This window comes from Shewanella sp. WE21 (assembly GCF_002966515.1).
GTDB lineage: Bacteria > Pseudomonadota > Gammaproteobacteria > Enterobacterales > Shewanellaceae > Shewanella > Shewanella oncorhynchi.
This window is the reverse complement of the sequence record NZ_CP023019.1, coordinates 4,508,059-4,533,524: the sequence shown is the minus strand read 5'-3', so window position 1 is coordinate 4,533,524 and position 25,466 is coordinate 4,508,059. Positions and strand designations below refer to the sequence as shown.

Genomic DNA, 25,466 nt, shown 5'->3' with positions numbered 1-25,466 from the left:
AGTGCATGGTTATTTTTGCAACTTTTCGATCCCAGTTAAAATCTGATACCCCACAGTCACCCGAGGCGGTACGGGATAATTTTTATTGCTTAACAATACTATGCCAAGCTTTTGCGCGGGAATAAATGCTGCATAAGCGGCAAAACCGCCAGTAGAACCTGTTTTATTGATCCACACATTTTGCTGCGGCGCGAGGGGCGGCACTATGGGTTTAACGGGTGTACTGCCAAACACGACTTCCTGAGTATGGCCCATAAGTATTTTATCAAGATCAATAGGATATGAGTAATGCTCCCAAATCATATCTTGGGTCATCATGCCCACATCAAAGTATCCCGTGTGGGTCTCATCGAGTGCCGTTTGCAGTGGTTTGGCAAGCGGGTGCATTTGCATATTGGCCTCAACAAATTGCAGTAAATCCTTGGCAGAGGTTTTAACGCCATAGGCTTCATCGGCTAATACACCGGGATTGACTCGCACTGGCATGTCTTGCTTATCATAGCCTTGGGCATAATCGACCATTTTGTTGCTAGGAACCTTGAGATAGCTGTTTGTCATACCCAATTGTGGAAATAGTGTTTGCTCAAGTACTTGTGGAAACGTTTGCCCTAAACTCTGCGCGGCAATCATGCCAAGCAGCCCAATACTCGGATTGGCGTAATTCCTATGGGTCCCCGCGGCAAATGATGGTTGCCAATGCTTAAGGTAATCCATTAACTCTGCGTTATTAGTGACCTTATCAGGAACTTGCATCGGCAAATCACCCGCTGTGTGGGTGGCTAAATTGATGAGACTAATCTTATCAAAATGGCTGCCTTTTAATGCTGGAACATAATCACTGGCCATATCCGTGAGTGTTAATTTACCTTCGCCCTGTGCATAGTTAGCCAGTGTTGCGGTAAAGGTTTTACTGATAGAGCCAATCTCGAACAGGGTATCTTCAGTCACACTTTGCCCAGAGGTTTTAGAACTGACGCCATATTGGTAAAAATACTGTTTACCTTCTATGGTGATGCCAATTACTGCACCGGGAATAGCATACTCGGCCATCAGTGGTTTAACTGCGGAATCTACAATTGACTGGATGTCTTTGGTATTAAGCGTTTGGGCCGTAGTGACATTAGAAAATAGCGTAGCAGAGAGCAGTACGCCGCTTAATAACGGTATAGAAGCGATCGGGGCTTTTGGGTGCATAATTGACCTTTCATTGAGACTGTATTTGTAGAGTAGATTTTCGCATGATATTAGGGCAATTCCACACGAAGTTAAGTCATTACTGATATTTAGCTTAAATACTCCCCCAATAAGTAAGTTAAACGTTAATTTAGTCGGTTTAGTGTTGCACGCTATTGCATACTAAGTGGTAACACAGATTAATACATTACAGTTGTTTTAAGAGATAATTGCTCTGTGCTCTTAAATTATCTCACTGGCGTTAGGCTGCATATGAAACCATCAACCACTGACACCGGCCTTTTATCACGATAATGTATTACGCGATTGCACCATTGATGGCCAAGGGATAAACTGCGCCACCGCGATAAAAAAGTGCTAAATGATGTGGTCGCGATCCTTAATAAGTTTGATAGAGAATTGGTTTTTATGGCTTTAGCCCCCCATGCAGTGCACCATTTATATCAGTACCGTAAGTCTATTTCGACTAAACCCTTTGGTGCCCGCGGTAAAAAACTGATCCGCTGTCCATTATGCCTCTTAGGTGAGCAGTTCTGTACCTGTGCGCTACGCCGTCAGTTAGATACTCACGCCAGTTTCCTGCTGATTATGTATAACGATGAGGTGTTAAAGCCGACTAATAGCGGACGACTCATAGCGGATCTTATTCCTGATACCCACGCCTATATTTGGTCACGTACAGAACCTGAAGCTGAGTTGCTTGCTTTGCTGAATTCGCCGCAATATCAACCCTATTTAGTGTTTCCTGCCCAGTATGCAGAGCAAGGGCAAACCGTACTGAACCAAGTGCCAATGTCGACATTGGCCGAAGGTAAACGGCCGCTGCTTGTTCTGCTTGATGGCAGTTGGCGTGAAGCGATTAAAATGTTCCGTAAGAGCCCTTACTTACACTCACTGCCGTTGCTTTCCTTCGATCCCGACACGTTTGCGACCTATGCATTGCGTAAAGGTAGTCATGATTTTCAACTTGGTACCGCCGAGGTGGCATCATTGGCTTTAGGAGCGATTGGCGAAGCGGCTAATGGCAAAGCCTTAAGTACTTGGTTTGATTTGTTTGTTGAATCTTCCTTACTTGGCCGCAATCGCCGTTGCCGTGAGGACCTTCTGCCAATTACAGATTTTACCGATGCTTTTGAACTGGCCTTTGAACAAGCAAGTCGTAGTAAGAGTTAATCGATGTTGGATTTAATCTATTTTGAAAAAGGCTAGTTAACTATCTTCTTAAATAAAAAATCCCCTACAGTGAGGGGATTTGTTATGTGTAGCAATTAACTTATAGGAACTTCATATTTAAGAAGATACCTCGCACAAGCATAATTGTTTATACCGCGACTTCTTTACCATCTAACTTACGGATAACGACCGTAGCGGCGCGAGGGCGTAATGTCGTGCCCGCAGGCGTTTTTTCAGCGGCATTGGACGAATAAGGCCAATTACCGGGATGCTGAATGTTAGCAAAAACAGATGTGTAATCAGGGCTAATAGCAAAACCCGTAACCTCACAGTCGTTTGGTCCAACAAAGAAACGCTTTAATTCCATTTGGTTATCAGCCGTTACGCCGAGCTGTTTCTCTTGGCCATCAACAAGCGTTGAAGGCACTATTGCTAGCATCTGATCGTTGGTTTCTTCTGCGACCTCCTTGGCTCCATTGTCGGTTTGAACCCACAAAATACCGCGTTGATCGAAGGCTAAACCGTCTGGGCTGGCAAATTGGTTAAGATCTGTTAGGCCTGATAAGTTTGTCTCTGCGTTACCATCACTTGGTGATCCAAATACGAAGATATCCCATGTAAATTCAGTATCTTTGTCACTTTCATCCCAACGAATAATATGGCCAAAGTGGTTTTTCAATCTTGGGTTCGCTGGATTGGTTTCAGTTCGTTTCGAGTTGTTGGTCAGGGTCAAATAAATTGAACCTGTGAAAGGATCGACAGCACACCATTCAGGGCGATCCATAGGTGTTGCACCAACAAGATCCGCTGCGCCTGCTGTGTTCAAAATAATCTCGGCTAAGCTAGCGAAAGTATTCCCTAGGGTTTTTCCGTCCGTAGTCTGGCTATCTAAGGTTAAAGGCAACCAAACACCACCACCATTTGCATTAAACTTAGCTGCATATAAAGTACCTTCATTCATATACTTATCGCCAGTTTGTATGCGATTGCTGCTGTCAGCATCTTTTGCATCCCACGCCGCGGCCGAGACAAATTTATAGAGGTATTCGAATTGTGAATCGTGGCCAGAATAGAATACTACTGGCTTACCTTCGGTTAACTTGCCAAAGGTACAACCTTCATGGCGGAAACGACCAAGCGCGGTACGTTTTACTGCGCGCGATGTTGGATTGAAAGGGTCAATTTCAACAATATAACCGTGACCATTCGCTTCATTACGATAGTCATCTTGAGCACTTGAACCTTTTGGTGTGACATCAAAACGCGCGAATTCATCGAGACGTTCCTCATCATGACCTGCAAGATCATCCCAGCCATAACGTGTGCTGGTTTTGCTGATCCCAATGCGATTTTGCTCGGCAGTTAACGTACCACGGTTTGCGAAGTAGCCTGGCCAGTTTTCTTCACAGGTTAAATAAGTGCCCCAAGGCGTGTAACCATTGCCGCAGTTATTTAATGTACCGCGAGCCTGACTACCGTCGGGAGAGTAGCGGGTTTCGAGTAGAGAAGAGTAGGCGAGAGGACCGCTAATATCCATTACAGTTGCACCGGTGAATCGGCGGTTATGGTTATCATTGCTAACCACTTCCCATTGATTATTAACCAGTTTTATACGTACAACCGATACGCCATGGGCGTTGATTTCTTTACGTACCTCATCGATAATCGTGCGCAAACCTGAAGTAGGATCAAAAGTTTGTCCTGCAGGATGTAATGCAACTTCATCAATATATTCATGGTTAATGCAAAGTAAACCGTCATTACCCGTATCATTTAATGGAAAGAAATGCATGCCATCGTGGTGCATACCGACTGAGTTCGCTTGGTCATCGGCAGTGTTACTACCATCACTTTTCCATGGTGCTGCTTTTGCATTTAATGGCGTACCCCATGGTGCAAGTACCTGCGCTGTATAGCCTTCTGGCACAACGACGGCATCTAAACGAGAACCCGCAACTGACGTAAAGTTTAGCTTGGCGGTACTTTTTGTTGGTGGCAAAGGTGTCACAGGATCAACAGGTTTTGTAACGGGTGTGTCATCTGATCCGCAAGCAGTTAAACCTACACTGGCAAAAGCTGTCATAGCACTGAGGCCTAAACCACTTTTGACGAAGTTACGGCGAGATAAATGTTTATCCAACACTTGGTTAAATGGCTCGTTATTACTTTTATTATAAAGTGTAGGATCAAAGGTGGCCTTACTCATATATTACTCCGGCTAGTACGATGGATTAAATTTCGTGACTAAGGCTAAAGTATCAATATGACAATAAAGATGATTTTATATTACAATAATACTGCAGTGAGCAATAAACCCGATATGCTATAAAAATGTTAACCAGCAGTTTGCTATGGTCTAAGCTGCTGAGGTCAAAGTAGCTCAATTAGGATTTTTATTCTGCTATGATGTCAAATCTTGTATCCAAGATAAAAATATATAATGTGAAATTATTGTTTTAATTTTTTTAAAATTTAAATTAAAATTAAAATTTGAAATAATGTTAATATAAATTACTGAATATCATTTTTATTCATAAACATGATAGATTTATATTTAACATTAAAATTGCTATTTTATTTTAGGTAAAAGACTAACTGATTCTTATCGAGTCATGATCTAGTTTAGTCTTTTGGGTTTTAGTCTCTTGGTTTTAAATAATGGCGAAGTGAGCGCGGATCGGTATGGCCAGTTCTAGCCATAATGTATAAATGATCTTTATCATTTTCATGGAGTTGAGTGACACAACCACTACGCAAACTGTGGGCACCATAAAACTTTGCAGGTAGGCCCGCTTTTGTGCAATATTTTTTAATTATGCGATAAATATCGTCTCCCGTGAGAAAACCACTATTTTTATGTAAACTTGAATTAGCTTCAGAGTGATGTTCTACTATTTGATAAGGGCGTAAATATTTCCCATCACGGGAAAGCGATCTAAATAAATGTCCATCCTCTATATTGGCGAGTGATAACCAATTTTTTACCGCGTTGAGTGCTGCAAAAGGTTCATGATCCGGCAGGTCTTTCCATTCCCGTTGACCTTGCTGATTACTCTTCGAATAAGGTAGGCGCACTTTTAGCTTATTGCGTAAAAAACTGACATATTGAACTTTTATATCTGCAAGTTCAGAACGGCGAAACCCACCTTGTAATCCTAACTGAATAATGGCTTTGTCTCTTGCTCGGGTTAATGGCTGCACTTGTTCATCGATAGCTTGAATGAGCATTTCCACTTCATCATACATAATCGGTTGTTGATCATAATCACTCACATGGCGAGATTGATTTCTGCTTAAACCGCGCATCACTCTGATCACCAGTGGATGTTCGGTAGGCGAGTGGAATCCTGCTTGAATATGATGGTAGCGAATGGCTGCCAACCTTGTGGTTAATGTTTGCTTTGAAAGTTGAACGCCAGTGCTTTCTTGGATCAGTTCTTTTTGATGACCAATAAATGAAATTACGCTTCTTGGATCTGCGGGCAGGGCCTGCAGTTGGTGTTCGGCACAATAACGGCTAAATAGACTAAAGCTCGTATTATAAACACGGCGGGTGTTGGCTGAAATTTCATATTCAGTTTCTTCGGCAGCACTTAAATAATCACTTCGAACAGATTGTGGCAGGAAAGTCTCTTCAAAAAAACGTGGCTGTTCAGCACGGTTATTATTGTGATGATCTGATCCTGTCACTCTTTCATTCGTTACATTGGTGTTATTTTGAGCATTACTATTTGTCCGGATCATTTTAGACATGCCGTTGAAGTCACCTGATATCGAATTAAGAAGGCGTAATTATACGCAAATCACGCCTACATCTACCAGTGATAATCGTCATTATCACTGGTAGAGTGCTTATTTGTTTAAATAATCTTCTTTTATCAGAGGAGGGGGCATTAAATAACATTTAGCTGGATTATTTAGTTTAAAAAACAGCCAAGATAAACCTATTCTAACAATGGCGATTAATTAAGCGGATATAAAATTAAAGGCAATGATAGTATGAAATTCGTACTTTCTCTATGCAGTGGTTTCGAACTTAGTTAGTCACAGATGCATAATTTTAAAGAATGGTTTAACCATTTTATTGGTTTTCTTGAATGGAATGCCGCTAAACTAGGCTTGCGTGTTGGGTGAAATTTAAGCTAATAACGACAACCGCTTATCGGGTTATTAGCCTGTTATGAGTTGAGCTATTTCTGCCAAAGGCAAAATGAAGCATAAGGGATCGATTCCCAGTCAATAAAATGGTTGAACCATATATTAATACTTATCGATTTGTACTAGCATGAGGTCCCATTTATTTCATCCGCATTAAACGCATGCTTAACTAAAGAAACGTATTTATGGAACCGCAAGCTTGGATATATCAACAAGACAAACCGACAGCAGGAAGAAAATTATTATTGCTTGAGGAAGCCGAATTAATTTTTGCCTTACCCTTAATTTATCGCCTTATCAATCCTGAAGCTGTGGCATCTAAACCAGATTGGTTTTGTGACGCTGAGTTACAAACGGTTTCCTATACTAAGTTGGTAACACAACTAAATGAATTAGTCCGATTACGCAAAAAGGCACAGCGGATCGACAACGAGCTTACTAATGTAAACAAAATGCTCAATCAGTATTTTACGGATTTTGGCTGGCGTATGGTTCGCAAAGAATTATCTCAAATAAAAAAACGGCAAAAAAAGTCTCATATTGAGCTAAGCAGGGATATTATTTTGAGGTTAAAACGTTATATGGAAACTCAAAAGTTAGACAGTTTTGACCAAGCCATTGATACCCTATTGTCAGAGCATAATGAAAATATTTCGCTTAATGTTTTACAACATACTGATGAGGATGTTGTAGACGACATTGTTGATGAATAGAACAAAAAAACGCGGATCTATATTTTGAAGAATATGATTTTAAAGTTGTTTTATTGCCTAAAATGGATTATCTAATAAGGGTAAGTTAGCCGTGACTTATCTGTGCAGACACGTAAAATTACTGTTAAAATCTTATGTTTACGACTAGATAACGCGGGGCATTAGAGATGAGTTTAAGTATTGCAAACGATAGGAAAATTGCGGTTTTATGCCGAATTGAACCTGGCTGTCTCGGACCTGATGGCGTAGATCATATTGAGGCTTTTTGTGCTTTAGCCCAGAAAGCGATGCAACATTTTGACGTCGATGTCGGCACTTGGGTGTTGATCCCAAGATATGATAAAACCTTAGAAGAGATGCAATATAGTCTTGCAAATAAGCTGCTTTCGCGTGAGCAGGCAACTAAATATTTAGTTTCTATAGGGCGTGACATTGATGGTTTTGAAGAAAGATTTCAGGACAAACTGACGTCGCTGATCAATCTATATCTTGCTAGAAAACCTTAAATGCTCAATTTATCGGAGATGTATTTTTTGCTGAGATTCATCTGACGTCTTGTTTTTTTATAGGAGATATTGGATCGAATTTTTACAAATCGGTTTTATTTTCATATTTAATTGCTGACTAAAAAAGTAAATTAATTGTATATTAATCATTGTGTTTCAATGAAATCCGCACCTATAATTACGCTGCTGATGAGCAGTTAAGTTGGATTGAAAACTCAGTTGTTGCTAATTAACTCCGTAAAGTACGTCAAAATTTGCTAGACTAGTCGACTCACTTAATGCTGAATCTTTTTCTTGCGGTATACCCGAATTTTGTGGGTGGTAAGGATAAGTGTAAAGGACGGTTGATGTTCAATCCCATTCCGGAAACCAATCCATACGTTAGTTTATTGCAGCAGGATTTCGGGTTTTCTGAATTTCGCCCTGGTCAAGCGCAAACGATAACACAACTGTTAGCAGGGAAGTCGAGTTTAGCGATTTTCCCGACAGGTTCTGGTAAATCCCTTTGTTATCAATTTACAGCATTGCAGTTACCCCATTTGAGTTTAGTGATTTCGCCTTTACTCGCCTTGATGAAAGATCAGCTGGAATTTTTGCAATCTAAGGGAATTCATGCGGCCAGCATAGATTCAACCTTAAGCGCTGAGCAGAGTCAGCAAGTGATGACAGATGCACGCTCTGGCAAACTGAAAGTTTTAATGGTGTCGGTGGAGCGTTTCAAAAATGAACGCTTTAGGCAGTTTATTCAATCGGTTCCGCTGTCTATGTTGGTCGTCGATGAGGCGCATTGTATTTCAGAATGGGGTCACAATTTTCGGCCCGATTATCTTAAATTACCCGATTATCGGCGCGAGCTTGAGATCCCGCTGGTACTGTTACTGACGGCCACTGCGACACGTAAAGTGAAACTGGATATGGCCAAGCGCTTCGATATCGCGCCCGAACACATAGTACAAACGGGATTTTATCGACCCAATTTAGATTTGACTGTTCTGCCCGTGTCGACGCAAGAGAAAAATGCCTTACTGGTTAACCAGATAACATCATTCTCAGGTGCTGGTATTGTGTATGTGACGTTACAGCAAACCGCCGAAACAGTCGCACGACTCTTGTGCCAACAAGGCATAGTCGCCAGTGCTTATCATGCTGGATTTGAAGATGAAAAACGTCAACAAATTCAAAATGATTTTATGCAGGATAAGCTGCAAGTGGTGGTAGCTACCATCGCTTTTGGTATGGGAATCGATAAGAGCAATATCCGTTTTGTGATCCACTATGATTTGCCTAAATCCATTGAAAACTACAGTCAAGAAATCGGCAGAGCAGGGCGTGATGGTGCCTTATCCCATTGTGTGACTTTAGCCAATCTTGACGGACTCAATACCGTTGAAAATTTTGTGTATGGCGATACGCCTGAGCGAGAAGGTATAGCGCAAGTCATTGAAGCAATTCGACTTGAACAAGATTCTGGTCAGTGGGAATGTCAGCTTAATGGCGTGTCGATGGTGAGTAATATTCGCCAGTTGCCATTAAAAACGTTACTTGTACAGCTAGAGATTCTAGGTGTGGTTAAGCCGTTATTTGCTTATTACGCCGATGTTAATTACAAATTTTTAGTGGATAAACATGTCATTCTGAGCCGCTTTAATCCAGAGCGGCAGGCCTTTTTGACGCAAATTTTTAATCATACGCAGATGAAGAAAATATGGGGCGCGTTAGATTTTGATGCCTTGTACAGTGCGACGGGCCATGAACGCAGTCGTGTATTGGCCGCGCTGGAATATTTAGCTGAACATCAGTTGATTGAATTAGAAACCAAACGAATTACCGATGTGTATCGGGTGGATGTTGCCGCATTAGCGCGTCCGGAACTCATCGATGAGCTGTACCATTATTTTATTGATAAAGAGCAGAAAGAAATTGCGCGAATAGCGCAGTTAGTCCGCTTTTTTGAACTTGAGACGTGCTTAAGCCACAATTTATCCCTTTATTTTGATGATAATAAGACGCCGGCTATCTGCGGTCATTGCAGTGTCTGCCGCGGTTATTTCGCTAAGTTGAGTTATTCAACGGAACCTACTTGGCCGACAGATCAGCAGATATTGGCTGATTTACATGAATTGAAGCACCATTTAACGGCCAAAGGCATAGATGCTTTATCACTTGATACCTATTGTCGTTGCCTCGCTGGTATGTCAGTTCCTTTGGTGAGTCGTTTTCAAGTGCGTAAGTTGAGTGGTTTCGGCCGCTGTGAAAAATTGAGATATGCTGAAATTAAACAGAAAGTTGAGTCACTGTTGTCGCAACTAGATGATAAAAGAGTTGAACATGAATAAGGCCGTAAAAAAGATGTTAGCCACCCATGAACATTTGGTTCACTCTGAAGGTGTGACTGTGGTTTCGCATATGCAAAGGGAAAAGGCGGAGTGGATACAACATACTGTTATGATTGAAGATTGTGACGTGCCGTTTAAATTTAGACGGGTCAAAAAGTATCGTAATCTGCAAGGGCAAAAGATCAATGTCATCTATTACCCAGAGACAGAAACTGTGGCAGGTTTTGAAATAGAAATTATGCAAGTCGTTAGAATTAAACGATTCTAGTTAATGCGCTTCGAGTCTTTGCTTTTATCAATCAGCAAAGACTCGAAGCGCATTTGATTGATGACGCAAGAGTTAAATTCGGCTATTTACTTGGAATATTGATAGGTTGAATCTACTTTCCAAGTTCTGAAACGCAGTTCAGCGCCTTCTGGTAGATAAAACACCTTAGGCAAGCGACTGTCATAGTGCATTTTTAGTTCACCCGGAATACGTACAAAAGCTTCTTTCTTCGCCAATTCGAAACAGGCCATCATAGTGCTTGGGCCTTCAGCGATTTCATCCACTTGATAGTAGTTGTAACCCCAACCTTGCACTGTCAGTTCCTTCAATTCCCCGTTTAATCCATGCTTATTGCAATCAACCATTTGAGTCTGACCAATTTGGATTTCGACCATGTAGTCATCTTCGTTTTCTAATTTAGGTAAACTTAAAATGTGCTGCACCATACCTGCTGCCGGAGCAGGGAACATCTTAGTGGCTTCCTGCGCGCTGTAATCTTTTGGATCGAAACGTTGAATACTGATCATAGGCGCATCTAATCCTGTTGGGTGTGGTGGGCTCACCGCCACGGCATTGAATGACAATAGTGCAAATGCAAGGGGAACAGCGCTAACGCTAAATAAGGTCTTCAATTTCATTTTATTTCTCCTAATCGAACTGAATTGATGTCGATAAATTTGTCTGTGTTCTGCTCCCTATAAACGCAGCAGAGGTAAAAAAGGGTTAAATTATTCAATAAAAAATCGATTTTTTATTCAAATAATCTTTATCAATCTGAATAATAAGGGTTAATTACACTTTCCAATGACTTATTTTGTTAAGTTCGCAGCTATTTCAATTCTTTGCTGTGGCTGTTTTATGACTCATATCATGCGAAAAATATACGAAATAGCCTAGATAAAAACCTTAAAACTTGGATTTCAACTTGCACTGAAAAGCCACCGCTGTGTCTGTCTATAACTGCATAAGGCTGTAATAAAGCCAATCTAACTCAGCTATGTGAGCTGTTTTTACTCATAAATCAAGCGCTAATCCATTAAACCTTGCCTGATATCCTTTGCCTAGTCTAGCTGCCTATCTTAATTCACATATCAGTGTCTCGACTGATGGCAGGAGGGCGGATGCATTATGGGGATTCAAATACACGTTTAAAAGTTTGAAAACAGTATATCTTGATAAATAGTTAATTTGATCTTCATATATTTTGATTTTCAAACTATAATTCAAGCGACGAGTTTTTCACCATTAATAGCGATAGAAATGGAACAGGGGCCATACAATGAAATCAATGACAGCCGAGCAAGCGACAGGGCATCAAGCTACTACGGGAAGCCGCCAAGGGCACTCACTCGCCCAGTGGCAGCACGCCCATGAGTTTTCGAGTCAGAACCGCGATGGCGAGAAGAACACTCGCTATGTACTGTATTTAACCGTGATCACTATGGTGGCTGAAATTGCTGCCGGAACCATCTACGGTTCTATGGCACTGCTCGCCGACGGTTGGCACATGGGAACCCATGCCGCGGCCTTTATGATCACGTTATTCGCCTATTCGTATGCCCGTAAACACGCTAACGATCCTGCATTTGCTTTCGGTACTGGCAAAGTGAGTGTGCTTGGCGGTTATACCAGCGCAATAGCGCTAGGACTTGTGGCACTGGTGATGTTGATTGAATCGGGAATGCGACTGATTAACCCTGAGCAAATCCATTTTAACGAAGCCATATTTGTGGCTGTCATAGGTTTGAGCGTGAATGTGCTGAGTGTATTTTTACTCAAAGATCACCATACCCACGACCATGGGCACACTCATGGTCATAGTCATGGTCATAGTCACGATCATGGACATCAAGATGATCATGAAGACGAGCATGCTCATCACAGCTGCGAAGCACACTCCTCCCATGACGATCACGTCCATACGGCTCATTCACATGGTGCGGGTCCACATTCACATGATGACTCACATGCACACGATGAAAGTCATCAAGATCATAGCCATTGCCATCATAAACAGGAGCACCATGCTGCTGAGCATGAGCATGAGCATGAGCATGAGCATGAGCATGAGCATGAGCGTCAGAAGGCACACGGTGGTCATGATCACAACCTACGCGCCGCCTATTTTCACGTATTAGCCGATGCGTTAACGTCAGTGCTCGCCATTGCGGCCTTGTTGTTTGGTAAATACATGGGACTGACTTGGCTCGATCCGGTTATGGGTATAGTGGGTGCTGTGATTATTAGCCGTTGGTCATGGGGACTCATTCAGCAAACGAGTCCTATCTTACTTGACGGTGGTGTTAAAGCGTCATTGCAGCGTAAGGTCGTGGAAACCCTTGAGGCCGTACCGGATCATCAAGTGGCCGATTTACATCTTTGGCGAGTGAGTGCCGATCACCATGCTATTATGGTGTCTATCGTGTCCCATTCACCGAAAGATGTCAGTTATTTTAACCAGTTACTGTCACAATTTCCTGAATTGGCCCATATCACTATTGAACTCCATACTTGCCGTCAGCGCGAGTGTATGGCTAAGGAAGCCTAAATGACTGTTGAACATCATCATTCATCAAACCTGAATTCAACGACTGCTCATTCAACGGCCGCTCATTCAACAGATCATGCATTAAATCATGTGATTATTGAATTTTACGAAAAGCTGTCGTCTTGGGAACACGCCATTGTGCGTGACAAAGGTTTTAGCCTATCGCAGGTGCACACCATTGAGTTACTCGGCGTGCACGGCGCTATGAGGATGAAAGAACTGGCGGATAAAATTGGTGTCACAACAGGCACACTAACGGTCCAAATCGACAAAATGGTAGAAGCTGAGTGGGTTGTACGTCGTCCCCATGAAACCGATCGTCGTTCGATTCTGGTGGAGTTAACCGAAAAGGGCCAAACTTTGTTCCTTGAACATGATGCATTACATCTACAACTCACCACAGATCTCACCGCTAAAATGAGCAGTGAAGAACGTATCGTGCTGCTCAATTTGTTGTCTCGCATGAATAACGAGTTTTAATTTACCCTATTTCATCCACTAAAAAGCGTCCCTCGTGGACGCTTTTTTATAGCATGACATCTTTAAAAACGCGATTCATTCTAGATTAATCATCAGCTATTACAGTATCTTACCTTTTGTTACATTCTTGTTGGATTAATAGTTGAACTGGATATTAATTAAGGTAATGTAAGGGCAGATCTCAAGATGGACTTTGTTTAAAAGGAATAGAATGAATAATAAATTACTGCCTTTGTGCATTGCAGGAGTGCTCGGTATGAGCGGTCAACTTCACGCAGAAGAAGATAAATACATTTGGTTAGAAGATGTTGAAGGCGCAAAGCCGATGGAATGGGTGAAAACCCAAAATGCTGCATCTGCCGCTGAAATTAAAGCGTTTAAAGGTTTTGATACCTTAGTGGCGAACAGTCTCGCCATCCTGAACGATAAAGAACGCATTCCCTACGCGACCCACATTGGCGACAAGTTATACAACTTTTGGAAGGATGACACCCATGTGCGCGGTATTTACCGCCGTACTACTATGGAAGAATATGCTAAACCCGATCCCAAATGGGAAACCGTGCTTGATATCGATGCCCTAGGTAAAGCTGAATCCGTCAATTGGGTATTTAAGGATATTAGCTGTCAGTATCCCGAAAATGAGCGCTGTTTTGTCTCACTTTCCCGCGGCGGTGCCGATGCGGTGGAAGTGCGAGAATTTAATTTAAATACTAAATCCTTTGTTGCCACCAAAGATAAGCCATTCTTTTTAAAAGAAGCCAAATCGAGCCTGAGCTGGATAGATAAAGACCACGCCTTTGTCGGTACTGATTTTGGTGATGGTCAAAGCATGACTGACTCAGGTTATCCACGGGAAGTGAAACTCTGGCAACGGGGTACAGCACTCGAGCAAGCGAAACCGATTTTCACTGGCGACAAAACCTCAGTCGCAGTATCAGGCTGGGTTTTATTCGATGATAAAACGCCGCTGAGTTTAGTCACCGAGGCACATACTTTTTATACCGCCAGCCAATATGTCTATCAAGATGGTAAACTCATAGGGTTGCCATTACCTCAAGATGCTGAGATTAAAGGTTATTTTAAAGGTAAGTTATTTATTGAGTTAAAGAGCGATTTAACCAATAAAGACGGTAACTTTAAGCAAGGCGCGGTCGTGTATGCCGATGTGGCGGATCTTATCGCCCAAAAAGCCAAATTCAGTTTATTTGTGAGCCCGACTCAGACCGCATCGATAGCGCAGCTTAGTTTTAGTAAGAGTGCGATTTTCGTGAATTGGCTCGATAACGTGAAAAGCAAATTAGTGCGGTATGAGCAAGACGAAAAGGGCGCTTGGCAAAGCACCCAAGTCCCATTCGAAGCGAATGGCGCCCTGACAGTAATGGACGTTGAGCAAGACAGTGATGATTTTTTCGTGAATTACACCAGTTTTCTTGAGCCTTCAAGCCTCTATACGGTTAATGCAAAAACCTTAAATCCGAAGAAAATTAAAGGTATGCCGCAACAGTTTGCTGCGGATAAGTTTAAAACTGAGCAATACTTTGCGACGTCTAAAGATGGCACTAAAGTACCGTACTTTGTGGTGATGGCTAAGGATCTTAAGTTAGATGGCACTAATCCTACGCTACTTTATGGCTATGGTGGGTTTGAAGTCTCACTGCGTCCATCCTATTCGGCCACCATTGGTAAGAACTGGTTAGAGCAGGGCGGCGTATATGTGTTATCTAACATTCGTGGCGGTGGCGAATATGGCCCAGCTTGGCATCAAGCGGCGTTAAAGCAAAATCGACATAAAGCCTATGAGGATTTCGAGGCAATAGCGGAAGATTTGATTGCCCGTAAAATCACGTCAAGCAAACATTTAGGCATCCAAGGTGGCAGTAACGGTGGCCTGTTAATGGGGGCGGCGTTTACCCGCAGGCCTGATCTGTACAACGCTGTCGTGTGTCAAGTGCCTCTGCTTGACATGTTTAGATTCAATAAGTTACTCGCCGGTGCCAGCTGGATGGGCGAATACGGTAATCCGGATATTCCTGAGGAATGGGCTTACATTAAAACTTATTCTCCGTACCATAATCTGCATAAAGACGTGCATTATCCAAAGGTCTTTTTCACCACATCGACCCGTGATGATAGGGTTCACCCAGGTCACGCCCGTAAGATGGTTGCTAAGATGAAAGACATGGGAATTGATGTCTTGTACTACGAAAATATTGAAGGTGGCCACGCCGGCGCTGCAGATAATAATCAAGCCGCGGAACTTAATTCAATGGCGTTTGCCTACTTATTACAGCAATTAAGATAATTACCGCTGGGTTAGCATGAATTGTTAACTCTTCACTGGTAAAACCGAGCAAGACCCTAATAGGTTGGGGAGCAGAAAACGGTCGAACTTATTGAGGTTCGGCCGTTTTTTTAAGTTTATTATTTAATGTTAACAATACCCACAGATAATTTGAGCCATTGCCGAGAGCTTGCTACTATTGCGAAAAAATTTCACTGTCAAAGGCTAAGACTACCTTAAGAATACTAAGTTATTCTCGACAAACAACTAATTTGAGTGAGAGCTATCAGTGTTAGCAAGATTTAAGACTCTATCGGTGAATCGATTCACTTTTATCACAGCGTTATTTTACGTCTGTATTTTCAATATCCCATTGTTTGGCATCATTAAGAAAGGCATTGAAAAACAACCTGATGTCGATCCTATCTTCATCGCTACTGTGCCGTTGTTTTTAACCTTTGCACTCAGTTTTGTATTTTCCTTATTTACGGTGAAGTATCTCGTTAAACCGTTTTTCATCTTACTCACCTTGTTATCATCGAGTGTGTTCTTCGCAGCCTACCAATACAATGTCGTCTTCGATTACGGCATGATAGAAAACACTTTTCAAACCAATCATGCCGAAGCGTTCATGTATGTGAATTTTGCTTCGATAATGAATATGTTACTGACTGGGATTTTACCCGCGTACCTTATCTATAAAGCGGATATTCAGTACAAGCCTTTCCTAAAAGAACTTCTGCATAAAGTGCTTTTTATGCTGGCGATGTTGGCAGGACTGGGCATTATTGCTTTCTTCTATTTTCAAGATTACGCGGCCTTTGGCCGTAACAACGACGAGCTAAAACGTTACATCGTGCCGACGTATTTTATCGGTGCTGTGTCTAAGTACATCAATGTGCAGTATTTGCAAACGCCAATGGAATATCAGCAACTTGGCCTCGATGCAAAAAATGTCAGTGCCAACTCAAATGGTAAACCGAATTTATTAGTCCTAGTCGTGGGGGAAACCGCGCGTTCAATGAGTTATCAGTATTATGGCTACGACAAGCCAACCAACGCCCATACCCAAGACCAAGGATTAATAGTCTTTAAAGATACCCATTCATGTGGCACGGCAACGGCGGTATCTTTGCCTTGCATGTTTTCTCGCATGGGACGGGAAGATTACGATTCACACCGTGCCTATGCTCAAGACACCGCCGTTGATGTGTTGGATCATGGCGGTATTAAAGTGCAGTGGTTTGACAATGATTCTGGCTGTAAAGGGGTGTGTGACCAAGTTGAAAACATAACCATTGATTTGAACAGTGATCCTAAGTTGTGCACTGGCCAATATTGTTTCGACCAAGTGTTACTGAACAAATTAGATGAAGCCTTAGCCAACGCAGAACGCAAAGATACTGTGATTGTATTGCATGTTATTGGTAGTCATGGCCCGACTTATTTCTTACGTTATCCAGCAGAACACCGTAAGTTCACACCGGATTGTCAGCGCAGTGATATACAAAACTGCAGTGAAGATGAGCTGATGAATACCTATGACAATAGTATTTTGTACACTGACTATATTATTAGCGAAGTGGTTAAAAAGTTAGAAAACCAACAAGATAAATTTGATCCAGCCATGTTGTATCTGAGCGATCATGGCGAGTCTTTAGGCGAAAAAGGCATGTATTTACATGGCGCGCCTTACAGTATCGCACCGATTGAGCAGACGAGCATTCCTATGCTTGCTTGGGTGTCAAAAGATTTTAGCAAAGATAATCAATTGGATATGGATTGTTTGGCTGAGCATGCGGCGAAAGGTGGTTTCTCTCATGACAATTTATTCGATAGTCTATTGGGACTAATGAATATCAAAACTGAGGTATATCAGCCTGAATTAGATATCTTTGCTCGCTGCCGTGGTTAATTGTGGACTTAATTGTCGCGAGGTTTAGCTCGTTCTAGTTGGTTCGGTACCGTGATGAGGAAGAGGATGGCAACATCCTCTTTTCTTTTGCTCCCTGTCATAATAATTGATTTCTCCCATATCCAAATCGAATCAGTTGAGTTAACTTAATATATACAAAAACATAACAAATTTATGGTTCGCGATTTATGTCTTCTACTGCAGAAAATAAAGAACTTGATTCTGCCGCGCAAATTTTGCGTTTGGCCGTGCCGCAAATGTCTGCCCTCGATATTCCTGTTACTCCTGAAAATTACACTGTTTGGTATGAATATTTTGCAGGTACAAATCTCGATTTAAATCGCGCGATTGATGGTTTTTTGGCGAATTCTGTCTCTTTTACCAAGGAAGTTAATACCAGTCTTTATAAAACCTTTATCCAAGAACAGTCACCAGAAGTAATTGAAAATGTTCAGATTGAAACACAAATCTTGATCAATAGCCTGTTGAATAAAATCAGCCAGTTGAGTCAAGGAACCGCGGCATTTTCTGGCTCATTAGCCGAGTTTGGTTTGCGATTACAAACTAATCCCGATATCAATACCTTAAACGAGCTGGTTGATGGTGTGGTCGATGAGATGCAGATGCTACTTATCAACAACCGTGAGATGGAGCAAAGTCTGTGTACCATGGGTCAAGAAGTGCAAAATCTTAAATCTGAAATGGAAAATCTTAGCCTCGCGGCTATGACAGACCAATTAACGTCTCTGCATAATCGCCGCGCCTATGAATTGAGTATTCAGGATCAAATCTACCGTTCTCAAGATCACCAGACCCGCTGTAGTCTCTTACTGATTGATATCGATAATTTTAAAGCCTTTAACGACACCTATGGTCATTTAACGGGTGATAAAGTATTGGCCTATGTCGCATTAGCCTTAAAGCAATGTGTGCGTGGGGATGACTTTGTTGCGCGTTATGGCGGCGAAGAATTTGTGGTGGTGCTACCTAACACCCATTTTCACGACGCATTGCAAGTGGCTGAAAATCTGCGTGAACGTATTTCTGAGCGGCGCTTAACGGTAGGGAAAGACAAAAAACTTTCTCTTGGCGCGATTACTGTCTCGATTGGGATGGCCTCATTGCAACAGGGGGATGATGCTGAAACGCTGTTTAGTCGCGCCGATAAAGCACTGTACCAAGCTAAGTCTGAAGGCCGTAACTGTGTTAGAGGCTGAGAATGTGGGTACGAGTGTCGATGTTTCAAGGTGTTAAGTATTAGCTCGGTCGCTATTTCGTTAAATAATCATTTACTTAGGATAACAAAACACCGCAATGATTTGCGGCGTTTTTGTTTGTCTGGGTAGGTGCTATTGATCACTGGGCGGTTTTAAATCCATGTGCATTTTGATCAAATGTTCCTCCATATCGAAGGTCACTTTAAAACCGAGACTCTTGGCAAGACTGGCCATATTGCGATTCTCAAACATGGTAAAGCCGGTGAGCACGGGCGTGTCGTTGGCCTGATAATACTTGATCAATTTTTCGAGTAACAACTTACCTAACCCTATACCTTGATGATCGCCACGCACCGCCATGGCAAACTCGGCCTCGGTATTATCAGGGTCGATGGACGCACGCACGGCACCTAAGGTGATGTCATCACCATCAGGCCCCTTAGCCGTGGCGATAAAAGCCATCTCACGGGCGTAATCGATTTGAGTTAATACCGCCATTTCTTCATGGGTCATTTTCGAGCGCACCCCAAAATAGCGTTTGTATCTGTCTTCATCGGATAACGAATTATCAAAAGCCAAATGTTTAGGTTCATCTTCGGGCAAAATCGGCCTTAGCATTACCTTAAGGCCATTTTTAAGCTCGGCGAATTCTTCTAATTCCTTCGGATAGGGCATGATGGCCATCCGCGATGAACTGTCGGCATTGGCATCATGCAAACGGATATTCACATCGAGCAGAGTGATATTTTCACCCGCGGCCAGTACTGGGTTTAAATCTAACGAGGCGATTTCAGGGCAATCGATAATAATATGGGATATTTGCGTTAACATCACGCACAGGGCATTCATGTCTAGGCCCAGTGGTAAATGTCTGTCTTTTAACTTATGGGTCTTTAACGCTTGGATCACCATATAACGCGCCAGTGCCATATTCAGGGGTGGCAGGGCAACGGCAGCATCATTGGTGGGGTCCCATTCTGAGCCACCTTCGCCAAGGCAAATCGCCGGACCAAAGACGGGATCGCTTATCACGGCCACGCGGATTTCCTGTGCGCCAGCGGTCAACGCCATTTTCTGCACTATCATGCCTTCAATGATCGCTTCGGGATTGGCCTGATGCACCCTCTGGGTAATCGCATTCGCGGCGTGGCGGATATCTTCAGCCGAGGTTAAATTGAGCATTACTCCGTGCACATCGGACTTATGCAAGATGTTAGGGGATTGCACTTTTAACGCTAAGGGATAGCCCGCTTCATTCGCAATGGCCACCGCTTCATCGGCATCTTTCACAAACCAAGTGTCTATGGTGTTAAGCCCATAAGCACGCAAAATAGGGCTGGCCTCATGGGTTTCCAGTACCGATTTTCCTTTAGCTTGAGCCGCTTGCAGTAATTTGCGCGCCGTGAGGCTATCTGTCGGAATATTATCGGGGATCGATTGCGGAACTTCTTGCAGCAGTTTTTGGTTACGACGGTATTCAACCATGTGCATAAAGGCACCCACAGCACCTTCGGGTGTACGGTAGGTGGATATACCGCCCTTAGTGAAGCGTTTTCGTGCCTGATAAGCCGAGTCTTCACCGCTCCAGTTCGTCAAAATATTGAGGCGATTCTTTTTGGGATGCGCGTGGATCACACTCACCAAAGCATCAGCTATCTCAACACTTTCACCGAGTGCTGAAGGGGAGTGCAAGACCAAAATAGCGTCAAGTTCATTGGAATCCATCAAGATAGTCAAAGCTTTAGCATATCGTGATGCGTTCGCATCACCAATGATATCGATGGGGTTTTGCCTTGACCAAGTATTAGGTAACACGGCTTCTAATTTGGCTATGGTGTCTTCTGATAACTCCGCCAGTTTACCGCCGCGCATAATGAGTTCATCTACCGCTAATACGGCAGGACCGCCACCATTACTGATAATCCCTAAGCGCTCACCTTGCAGCGGATTGGAATGCGCTAAACTTTCAACCGCGGCAAACAGTTCAATTAAATCGTTAACCCGCAACATACCTGCACGGCGAAACGCCGCTTCATACACTGCATCGTTACCGCCAACACCGCCCGTATGCAATTTTGCGGCGCGGGCACCTTCGGCGCTACGGCCCGATTTAATCACTAGAATTGGTTTATTGCGTGAAGCGGCTCGAGCGGCCGAGAGGAAATGGCGCTTCTCATTCACCGAGTCGATATAAAGCATGATGGCGCTGGTGCGGCTATCGCGGCCGAGGTAATCGAGCAGTTCGTCAAAGTTAATGTCGGTGGCATCACCGAGGGAGATAAAGGAGGAAAAGCCAATACCTTTGTTATTGGCCCAATCGAGTACCGTTGTACAAATGGCGGCAGATTGAGACACAAAGGCTATTTTGCCCGGTAGTGCGCTGGCGTGGGCTAAGCTGGCGTTTAATCCCAACGGAGGTAATAGCATTCCTAAGCTATTTGGCCCCAGAATGCGCATCCCATAACGCTTAGCATTTTGCATGGCAAGGTCGAGCAGGCTCACGCCATCTTCGTTAAATTCCTGTGCCATTCCCGCTGCCATAATAATGGCCACCTTACAGCCAAATTGCGCAAGGGTTTCAACGATGGCGGGCACACGGCAAGCGCGGGTACAAATAACCGCTAAATCGGGTTTGATGGGTAAGGCTTCAATATTGGGATAGGCGAGCACACCCATCACTGCCCGATACTTAGGGGTGACTGGCATGATAGGCCCCGAAAAACCACTCGATAGTAGGTTTTTCATCAGCACATTACCCGCGCGTTTTTCGGTATTCGAAGCGCCGATAATAGCAACGGAAGTCGGTTTAAATAAGGAGTTTAATGTACGTTGACTCATAAGCGATCCCATCCCAATCCATGACGCTTCCAGTGTAACCTAGGGTATGAGGACTGCACAGTTAAGTTTCGGGTTCCATTAAGACAAGTTTATTAGCAAATCATGAATTTACGGCAATTTACTGAGAATTAGCGCTCAATGATGGGAATTTCTATCGCGATAACTGCATTTTCCGCATTGCGACACGTAACAATGTGAATAATTTCACTTTCGTGTTTGAAAATCACCCAATATGAAACTACTTTTTAATCACTGTACAATTATTGTGAAGACCATATGACATACAAGGATGGGGTCGTTGCGGTGCTCGCGGCAGGCGTTGGATATGCGCTGAGTTTGATGACATTGTGGGCTATTGGTCCGGTTATTTCTGTATTGATTATGTTGCTGTGGCAATTTTATCAGCACCAGCAAATGCAGTCAGTTCAACAGCATGATGATAAGTCCTTCAACAACCAACTTGCCGCGGATTGGCAAGCCCATATCAATCTGTATCAAGAGTCAATCACGACACTTAACGGCTGCGAGGCTAACATTGACAGTGTGCTAGCGGTGCAAGGTGACGCAGTCAATTTGCTCGGTGAGTCATTCGATGGTTTAGGGCGGTTAATGACGGAGCAGACAGGATTTATTTCAGATCTCGTTAAGAGTACTGATGATGCTGAGTTATTCCATTCAGATCAAATGAAGCAATTTGCCAACAATACCTCAATGACGTTAGAGCGCTTTATTCAATCCACCATAGAAATGTCGGCATCAACGATGGAGTTGTTGGAAAAAGTGAATCTCATCTACGAGTCTATGCCTCAAGCGATGAAAGCCTTGCAAGACATAGATCAAATCTCGTCCCAGACTAATCTGCTGGCTTTAAATGCGGCAATTGAAGCGGCGCGGGCGGGTGATGCGGGTAGAGGCTTTGCCGTTGTGGCAGATGAAGTGCGCGCTTTATCCACTCGTAGCGCAGGTTTTAGTGAAAGCATACAAAAACAGCTTAAATCAATTCAAATTCAGATTGAACAATTAACCGTACACGTGAGTAAAGTCGCCGCTCAAGATATGACTTATATTATTGATGCAAAAAAGGATATAGATACTGCACTAAGGCAGATTATCGTTAAAGCAGAGAAGGATTCTCAAGTGATTGAACGTATCGATTCATCAGCACATGAACTAGAACATGCCATCTCGGATACTATTCGGGGATTGCAGTTCAGTGATATTACTTCCCAAAGCCTGATTTACACAAATCAGTCCCTAAACCATTTAAAAGAATCGCTCAATCGCGTCACCACTATGTCACAACAGGAGTTTGGCATTAAGGGGGATGACATCATAATACAAATGAGTCGCCGACGTCAGGAGACTCATAATCCCGTTTCAAGGGATCAAATTACCTGTGGTGAAATTGAACTCTTTTAATTAGGGATAACACAATGTCAAATATTAAAGTTATTTCATTGCCAGAGCGATTTGACTTTTATTACCACAAGAAATTCACCAGTGATTATCAAGATATTTTAACGCTTCCAGAGGTTAACCATATTATTTTAGATTTTAGTCGAGTGCTTTACCTCGATAGTTCTGCTTTAGGCATGATGGTACTGCTGCATCGTAAGGCGCAGGAGTTACATATTTCTACGTCTGTAAAAGGTGCACATGGTCAGGCGAATGAAATCCTTAGTATTGCCAATATGCAGAAAATCTACATCATAGAGTAACACTCATTATGGTATCGCTTACTCAGCCGGAACATTTTATTTTAGTTATCGATGATGACGCTATTGCGAGTCAAAGGATCAGTGACTTTATTCATAGCAAAGGTTACAACGTTATTGTTTGTAGTGATCTAGAAGAAGGTTTATTTGAAATAACGCAAAATACGGTTGATTTAATTCTGATTAACTATTGGTTAAAGGATGGTACCGCACTGGCGTTACTGGATAAGTTGAATAAGGATAAAAAAGAAACACCTGTTATAGTCATGAGCGAGACAAAAGAAAATCAATCCGTGTTAGCCTGTTTTAGAATGGGGGTTTTGGATTTTGTTGTTAAACCGATAAATGTTGAAATATTTTGGTACAAGGTTGAATGTTTACTTACCCGGGTGCAACTTCAGCATAAAGTAGAGCATCAAAGAATTGAACTTGAAAAAATGCTTTATGAAAAGGCCAGAGAAGAACACATGGCCCGGCATTTATTTGAGCACTTAGTCAATATTGATAATACTGACTTTGATTTTGTACATACTTACTGCCAAGCCAGTGCCAATTTTAGCGGTGATATTATCCTCAATGGCATCGCACCTAATGGCAATTTCTTCTTAATTCTCGCCGATTCAACGGGTCATGGCCTGAGTGCAGCCATGCCCATCATGCGGGTTGCCAGTACATTTAGGGCCATGGTTTCAAAGGGATTTTCTTTAGTTACGTTTATTTATGAACTGAATGCTAAGCTCCACCGAGAAAACCCTGAAGACAGATTTGTTGCCTGTATTATTTTAGAAGCCGATTTTAATCGTAATAAATTACACATTTGGAATGGTGGTATGCCCCCCGTGTATATTCAAACGGGGGGGATTGACTGTTTAACAAACCACAATATTAAAGAAACTGACCATTCTCATTCAGTCAGTAATCAATCCATCGATAAATTTAAATCGACAAATATGGCCCTTGGTATTTTACCTCCGCATACTTTTATAGCGGATATTGTTACGGTTGATTTACCATCCCATGGGCATGCTTGCCTTTTTAGTGATGGTTTAATAGAGCAATATACCCATGACGGCAATCCATTTGGCATTGATAAATTAAAAGATCTTTTTATTCATTTGTCAGGTGGTCTAGTCAAATATTTAGAGAACAATATTCATGAGTACTGTTCTGCTGAAAATATTGCCGATGACATCACTATTTGTACCTTAGATTTTGAACGATTAAACACTTGGCATCAAGATCGTGATGTTAGTCGTATTAAAGCCATTATGGATGGTGAGTTCTGCTGGGATGTCAGTATTGCAGGGCCTATGTTACTCAGCGCTGATTATTTAAGTTCATTGAATCAGTTTCTCAGTATATTGGGATTTGCGACCAATTTCTGTCAACGGGTTTTTACTGTTGTCGCAGAGTTATTTAGCAACGCTATTGATCATGGTGTACTAAAATTAGATTCTCGACTAAAAAATGATCCAGAAGGCTTCGAACTGTACCATAGTATTAGGGACAGTTTTGCAGATAGGCTCACGGCAAATGATTGGGTAAAAGTGAGCATCATCTGGCGTTCATCGCAGGATGAATTACATATTAGCGTGGCTGACAGTGGCAAAGGCTTTGAGGGTGATGAAAATTTGATGGCGGACATTCCTCAGTTGTCTGGGCGCGGTCTATCGCTGGTGAAAACATTATCTAAGACATACGAATTAGTACCGCCAGGGAATATAACTAAAGTCATAATGGAATAGCGCATGAGTAAAAGAATATTAATTGTTGATGATTCCGCAGCGATTCGACAAATGGTCGAAGCGACCCTTAAATCGGCTAATTATCAAGTGGTACTGGCCAAAGATGGTCGAGAAGCCCTCGATATCTGTAATGGGCAGAGATTTGACTTCATTCTGACTGACCAAAACATGCCTCGAATGGATGGGCTGACCTTAATTAAATCCTTACGTGCTATGTCAGCATTTATGCGTACACCGATCATTATGCTCACCACGGAAGCGGGCGATGATATGAAAGCCCAAGGGAAAGCCGCGGGTGCGACGGGATGGATGGTAAAACCCTTTGATCCTCAAAAGTTGTTGGCTATTACGGCTAAAGTGCTGGGTTAACTGCAAC

At 42.6% G+C, this 25,466-nt stretch carries 19 protein-coding genes; 14 read left to right on the top strand and 5 right to left on the bottom strand.

Annotation, left to right across the window (positions count from 1 at the left end):
- Window positions 1-9: 9 nt before the first annotated feature.
- Window positions 10-1,194, bottom strand: coding sequence for a class C beta-lactamase (ampC, locus tag CKQ84_RS20280; protein WP_105252543.1), 1,185 nt, complete (start codon window positions 1,192-1,194; stop codon window positions 10-12).
- A gap of 408 nt (window positions 1,195-1,602) precedes the next feature.
- Between ampC and CKQ84_RS20275 the strand changes: the two genes are divergently transcribed.
- The gene (locus tag CKQ84_RS20275; RefSeq protein ID WP_105253122.1) at window positions 1,603-2,367 is read left to right on the top strand and encodes a tRNA-uridine aminocarboxypropyltransferase; all 765 of its coding nucleotides are present in this window, start codon (window positions 1,603-1,605) and stop codon (window positions 2,365-2,367) included.
- A gap of 148 nt (window positions 2,368-2,515) precedes the next feature.
- Here CKQ84_RS20275 and CKQ84_RS20270 read toward each other — a convergent pair whose 3' ends face one another.
- Window positions 2,516-4,573 carry a PhoX family phosphatase gene (locus CKQ84_RS20270; RefSeq protein WP_105252542.1) on the bottom strand — a complete coding sequence of 686 codons (2,058 nt, stop codon included), beginning with the start codon at window positions 4,571-4,573 and terminating at the stop codon, window positions 2,516-2,518.
- Between the two features lie 431 nt (window positions 4,574-5,004).
- Complete coding sequence (locus CKQ84_RS20265) at window positions 5,005-6,120, bottom strand: tyrosine-type recombinase/integrase (protein WP_105252541.1); 1,116 nt, start codon at window positions 6,118-6,120, stop codon at window positions 5,005-5,007.
- Window positions 6,121-6,710: 590 nt separating this feature from the next.
- On the opposite strand from CKQ84_RS20265, the gene CKQ84_RS20260 reads away from it, so the two are divergent.
- From CKQ84_RS20260 to CKQ84_RS20245, 4 genes are all read left to right on the top strand, one after another.
- Window positions 6,711-7,238 carry a hypothetical protein gene (locus tag CKQ84_RS20260; RefSeq protein ID WP_105252540.1) on the top strand — a complete coding sequence of 176 codons (528 nt, stop codon included), beginning with the start codon at window positions 6,711-6,713 and terminating at the stop codon, window positions 7,236-7,238.
- Between the two features lie 167 nt (window positions 7,239-7,405).
- On the top strand, window positions 7,406-7,744 hold the full coding sequence (locus tag CKQ84_RS20255; RefSeq protein ID WP_105252539.1) for a hypothetical protein: 339 nt from the start codon (window positions 7,406-7,408) through the stop codon (window positions 7,742-7,744).
- Between the two features lie 347 nt (window positions 7,745-8,091).
- Window positions 8,092-10,080, top strand: a complete 1,989-nt coding sequence (locus CKQ84_RS20250) for an ATP-dependent DNA helicase RecQ (RefSeq protein ID WP_105252538.1) — start codon at window positions 8,092-8,094, stop codon at window positions 10,078-10,080.
- A complete protein-coding gene (locus CKQ84_RS20245) occupies window positions 10,073-10,348 on the top strand; it encodes a hypothetical protein (protein WP_028759892.1) in 276 nt (91 codons plus the stop codon). Before CKQ84_RS20250 ends, CKQ84_RS20245 begins: the two co-directional genes overlap by 8 nt.
- An 86-nt stretch (window positions 10,349-10,434) precedes the next feature.
- Here CKQ84_RS20245 and eco read toward each other — a convergent pair whose 3' ends face one another.
- The gene (gene eco, locus CKQ84_RS20240; protein WP_105252537.1) at window positions 10,435-10,986 is read right to left on the bottom strand and encodes a serine protease inhibitor ecotin; all 552 of its coding nucleotides are present in this window, start codon (window positions 10,984-10,986) and stop codon (window positions 10,435-10,437) included.
- Between the two features lie 641 nt (window positions 10,987-11,627).
- On the opposite strand from eco, the gene CKQ84_RS20235 reads away from it, so the two are divergent.
- From CKQ84_RS20235 to CKQ84_RS20215, 5 genes are all read left to right on the top strand, one after another.
- Complete coding sequence (locus CKQ84_RS20235; protein WP_105252536.1) at window positions 11,628-12,896, top strand: cation diffusion facilitator family transporter; 1,269 nt, start codon at window positions 11,628-11,630, stop codon at window positions 12,894-12,896.
- The gene (locus CKQ84_RS20230) at window positions 12,897-13,376 is read left to right on the top strand and encodes a MarR family winged helix-turn-helix transcriptional regulator (protein ID WP_028759894.1); all 480 of its coding nucleotides are present in this window, start codon (window positions 12,897-12,899) and stop codon (window positions 13,374-13,376) included.
- Window positions 13,377-13,587: 211 nt separating this feature from the next.
- Window positions 13,588-15,681 carry a prolyl oligopeptidase family protein gene (locus tag CKQ84_RS20225; protein WP_028759895.1) on the top strand — a complete coding sequence of 698 codons (2,094 nt, stop codon included), beginning with the start codon at window positions 13,588-13,590 and terminating at the stop codon, window positions 15,679-15,681.
- 268 nt (window positions 15,682-15,949) lie between these two features.
- On the top strand, window positions 15,950-17,575 hold the full coding sequence (locus CKQ84_RS20220) for a phosphoethanolamine transferase (RefSeq protein ID WP_105252535.1): 1,626 nt from the start codon (window positions 15,950-15,952) through the stop codon (window positions 17,573-17,575).
- Between the two features lie 188 nt (window positions 17,576-17,763).
- Window positions 17,764-18,792 carry a GGDEF domain-containing protein gene (locus CKQ84_RS20215; protein WP_028759897.1) on the top strand — a complete coding sequence of 343 codons (1,029 nt, stop codon included), beginning with the start codon at window positions 17,764-17,766 and terminating at the stop codon, window positions 18,790-18,792.
- Window positions 18,793-18,924: 132 nt separating this feature from the next.
- Here the strand turns inward: CKQ84_RS20215 and CKQ84_RS20210 are convergent, their stop codons facing one another.
- Window positions 18,925-21,630 carry an acetate--CoA ligase family protein gene (locus tag CKQ84_RS20210; protein WP_105252534.1) on the bottom strand — a complete coding sequence of 902 codons (2,706 nt, stop codon included), beginning with the start codon at window positions 21,628-21,630 and terminating at the stop codon, window positions 18,925-18,927.
- Window positions 21,631-21,906: 276 nt separating this feature from the next.
- Here CKQ84_RS20210 and CKQ84_RS20205 point away from each other — a divergent pair, with 276 nt between their 5' ends.
- Genes CKQ84_RS20205 through CKQ84_RS20190 form a run of 4 tightly spaced genes read left to right on the top strand, consistent with a single transcriptional unit; the run spans window position 21,907 to window position 25,459 of the window.
- Window positions 21,907-23,049, top strand: a complete 1,143-nt coding sequence (locus tag CKQ84_RS20205) for a methyl-accepting chemotaxis protein (RefSeq protein ID WP_105252533.1) — start codon at window positions 21,907-21,909, stop codon at window positions 23,047-23,049.
- 14 nt (window positions 23,050-23,063) lie between these two features.
- Entirely contained in the window at window positions 23,064-23,348 is a 285-nt protein-coding gene (locus CKQ84_RS20200; RefSeq protein WP_028759900.1) for an STAS domain-containing protein, read from the top strand.
- Window positions 23,349-23,356: 8 nt separating this feature from the next.
- A complete protein-coding gene (locus tag CKQ84_RS20195; protein ID WP_105252532.1) occupies window positions 23,357-25,090 on the top strand; it encodes a SpoIIE family protein phosphatase in 1,734 nt (577 codons plus the stop codon).
- Between the two features lie 3 nt (window positions 25,091-25,093).
- Window positions 25,094-25,459 carry a response regulator gene (locus CKQ84_RS20190; RefSeq protein WP_028759902.1) on the top strand — a complete coding sequence of 122 codons (366 nt, stop codon included), beginning with the start codon at window positions 25,094-25,096 and terminating at the stop codon, window positions 25,457-25,459.
- The last annotated feature ends 7 nt before the right edge of the window (window positions 25,460-25,466 follow it).

Bases quoted from the DNA above. Each gene is read 5' to 3' on its own strand.
- CKQ84_RS20255 (WP_105252539.1), top strand. From the start codon at position 7,406: ATGAGTTTAAGTATTGCAAACGATAGGAAAATTGCGGTTTTATGCCGA.
- CKQ84_RS20200 (WP_028759900.1), top strand. From the start codon at position 23,064: ATGTCAAATATTAAAGTTATTTCATTGCCAGAGCGATTTGACTTTTAT.
- CKQ84_RS20225 (WP_028759895.1), top strand. From the start codon at position 13,588: ATGAATAATAAATTACTGCCTTTGTGCATTGCAGGAGTGCTCGGTATG.
- CKQ84_RS20275 (WP_105253122.1), top strand. From the start codon at position 1,603: ATGGCTTTAGCCCCCCATGCAGTGCACCATTTATATCAGTACCGTAAG.
- CKQ84_RS20210 (WP_105252534.1), bottom strand. From the start codon at position 21,630: ATGAGTCAACGTACATTAAACTCCTTATTTAAACCGACTTCCGTTGCT.
- CKQ84_RS20250 (WP_105252538.1), top strand. From the start codon at position 8,092: ATGTTCAATCCCATTCCGGAAACCAATCCATACGTTAGTTTATTGCAG.
- CKQ84_RS20205 (WP_105252533.1), top strand. From the start codon at position 21,907: ATGACATACAAGGATGGGGTCGTTGCGGTGCTCGCGGCAGGCGTTGGA.
- ampC (WP_105252543.1), bottom strand. From the start codon at position 1,194: ATGCACCCAAAAGCCCCGATCGCTTCTATACCGTTATTAAGCGGCGTA.
- CKQ84_RS20270 (WP_105252542.1), bottom strand. From the start codon at position 4,573: ATGAGTAAGGCCACCTTTGATCCTACACTTTATAATAAAAGTAATAAC.
- CKQ84_RS20260 (WP_105252540.1), top strand. From the start codon at position 6,711: ATGGAACCGCAAGCTTGGATATATCAACAAGACAAACCGACAGCAGGA.
- CKQ84_RS20215 (WP_028759897.1), top strand. From the start codon at position 17,764: ATGTCTTCTACTGCAGAAAATAAAGAACTTGATTCTGCCGCGCAAATT.
- CKQ84_RS20235 (WP_105252536.1), top strand. From the start codon at position 11,628: ATGAAATCAATGACAGCCGAGCAAGCGACAGGGCATCAAGCTACTACG.
- CKQ84_RS20195 (WP_105252532.1), top strand. From the start codon at position 23,357: ATGGTATCGCTTACTCAGCCGGAACATTTTATTTTAGTTATCGATGAT.
- CKQ84_RS20190 (WP_028759902.1), top strand. From the start codon at position 25,094: ATGAGTAAAAGAATATTAATTGTTGATGATTCCGCAGCGATTCGACAA.
- eco (WP_105252537.1), bottom strand. From the start codon at position 10,986: ATGAAATTGAAGACCTTATTTAGCGTTAGCGCTGTTCCCCTTGCATTT.
- CKQ84_RS20230 (WP_028759894.1), top strand. From the start codon at position 12,897: ATGACTGTTGAACATCATCATTCATCAAACCTGAATTCAACGACTGCT.
- CKQ84_RS20245 (WP_028759892.1), top strand. From the start codon at position 10,073: ATGAATAAGGCCGTAAAAAAGATGTTAGCCACCCATGAACATTTGGTT.
- CKQ84_RS20265 (WP_105252541.1), bottom strand. From the start codon at position 6,120: ATGTCTAAAATGATCCGGACAAATAGTAATGCTCAAAATAACACCAAT.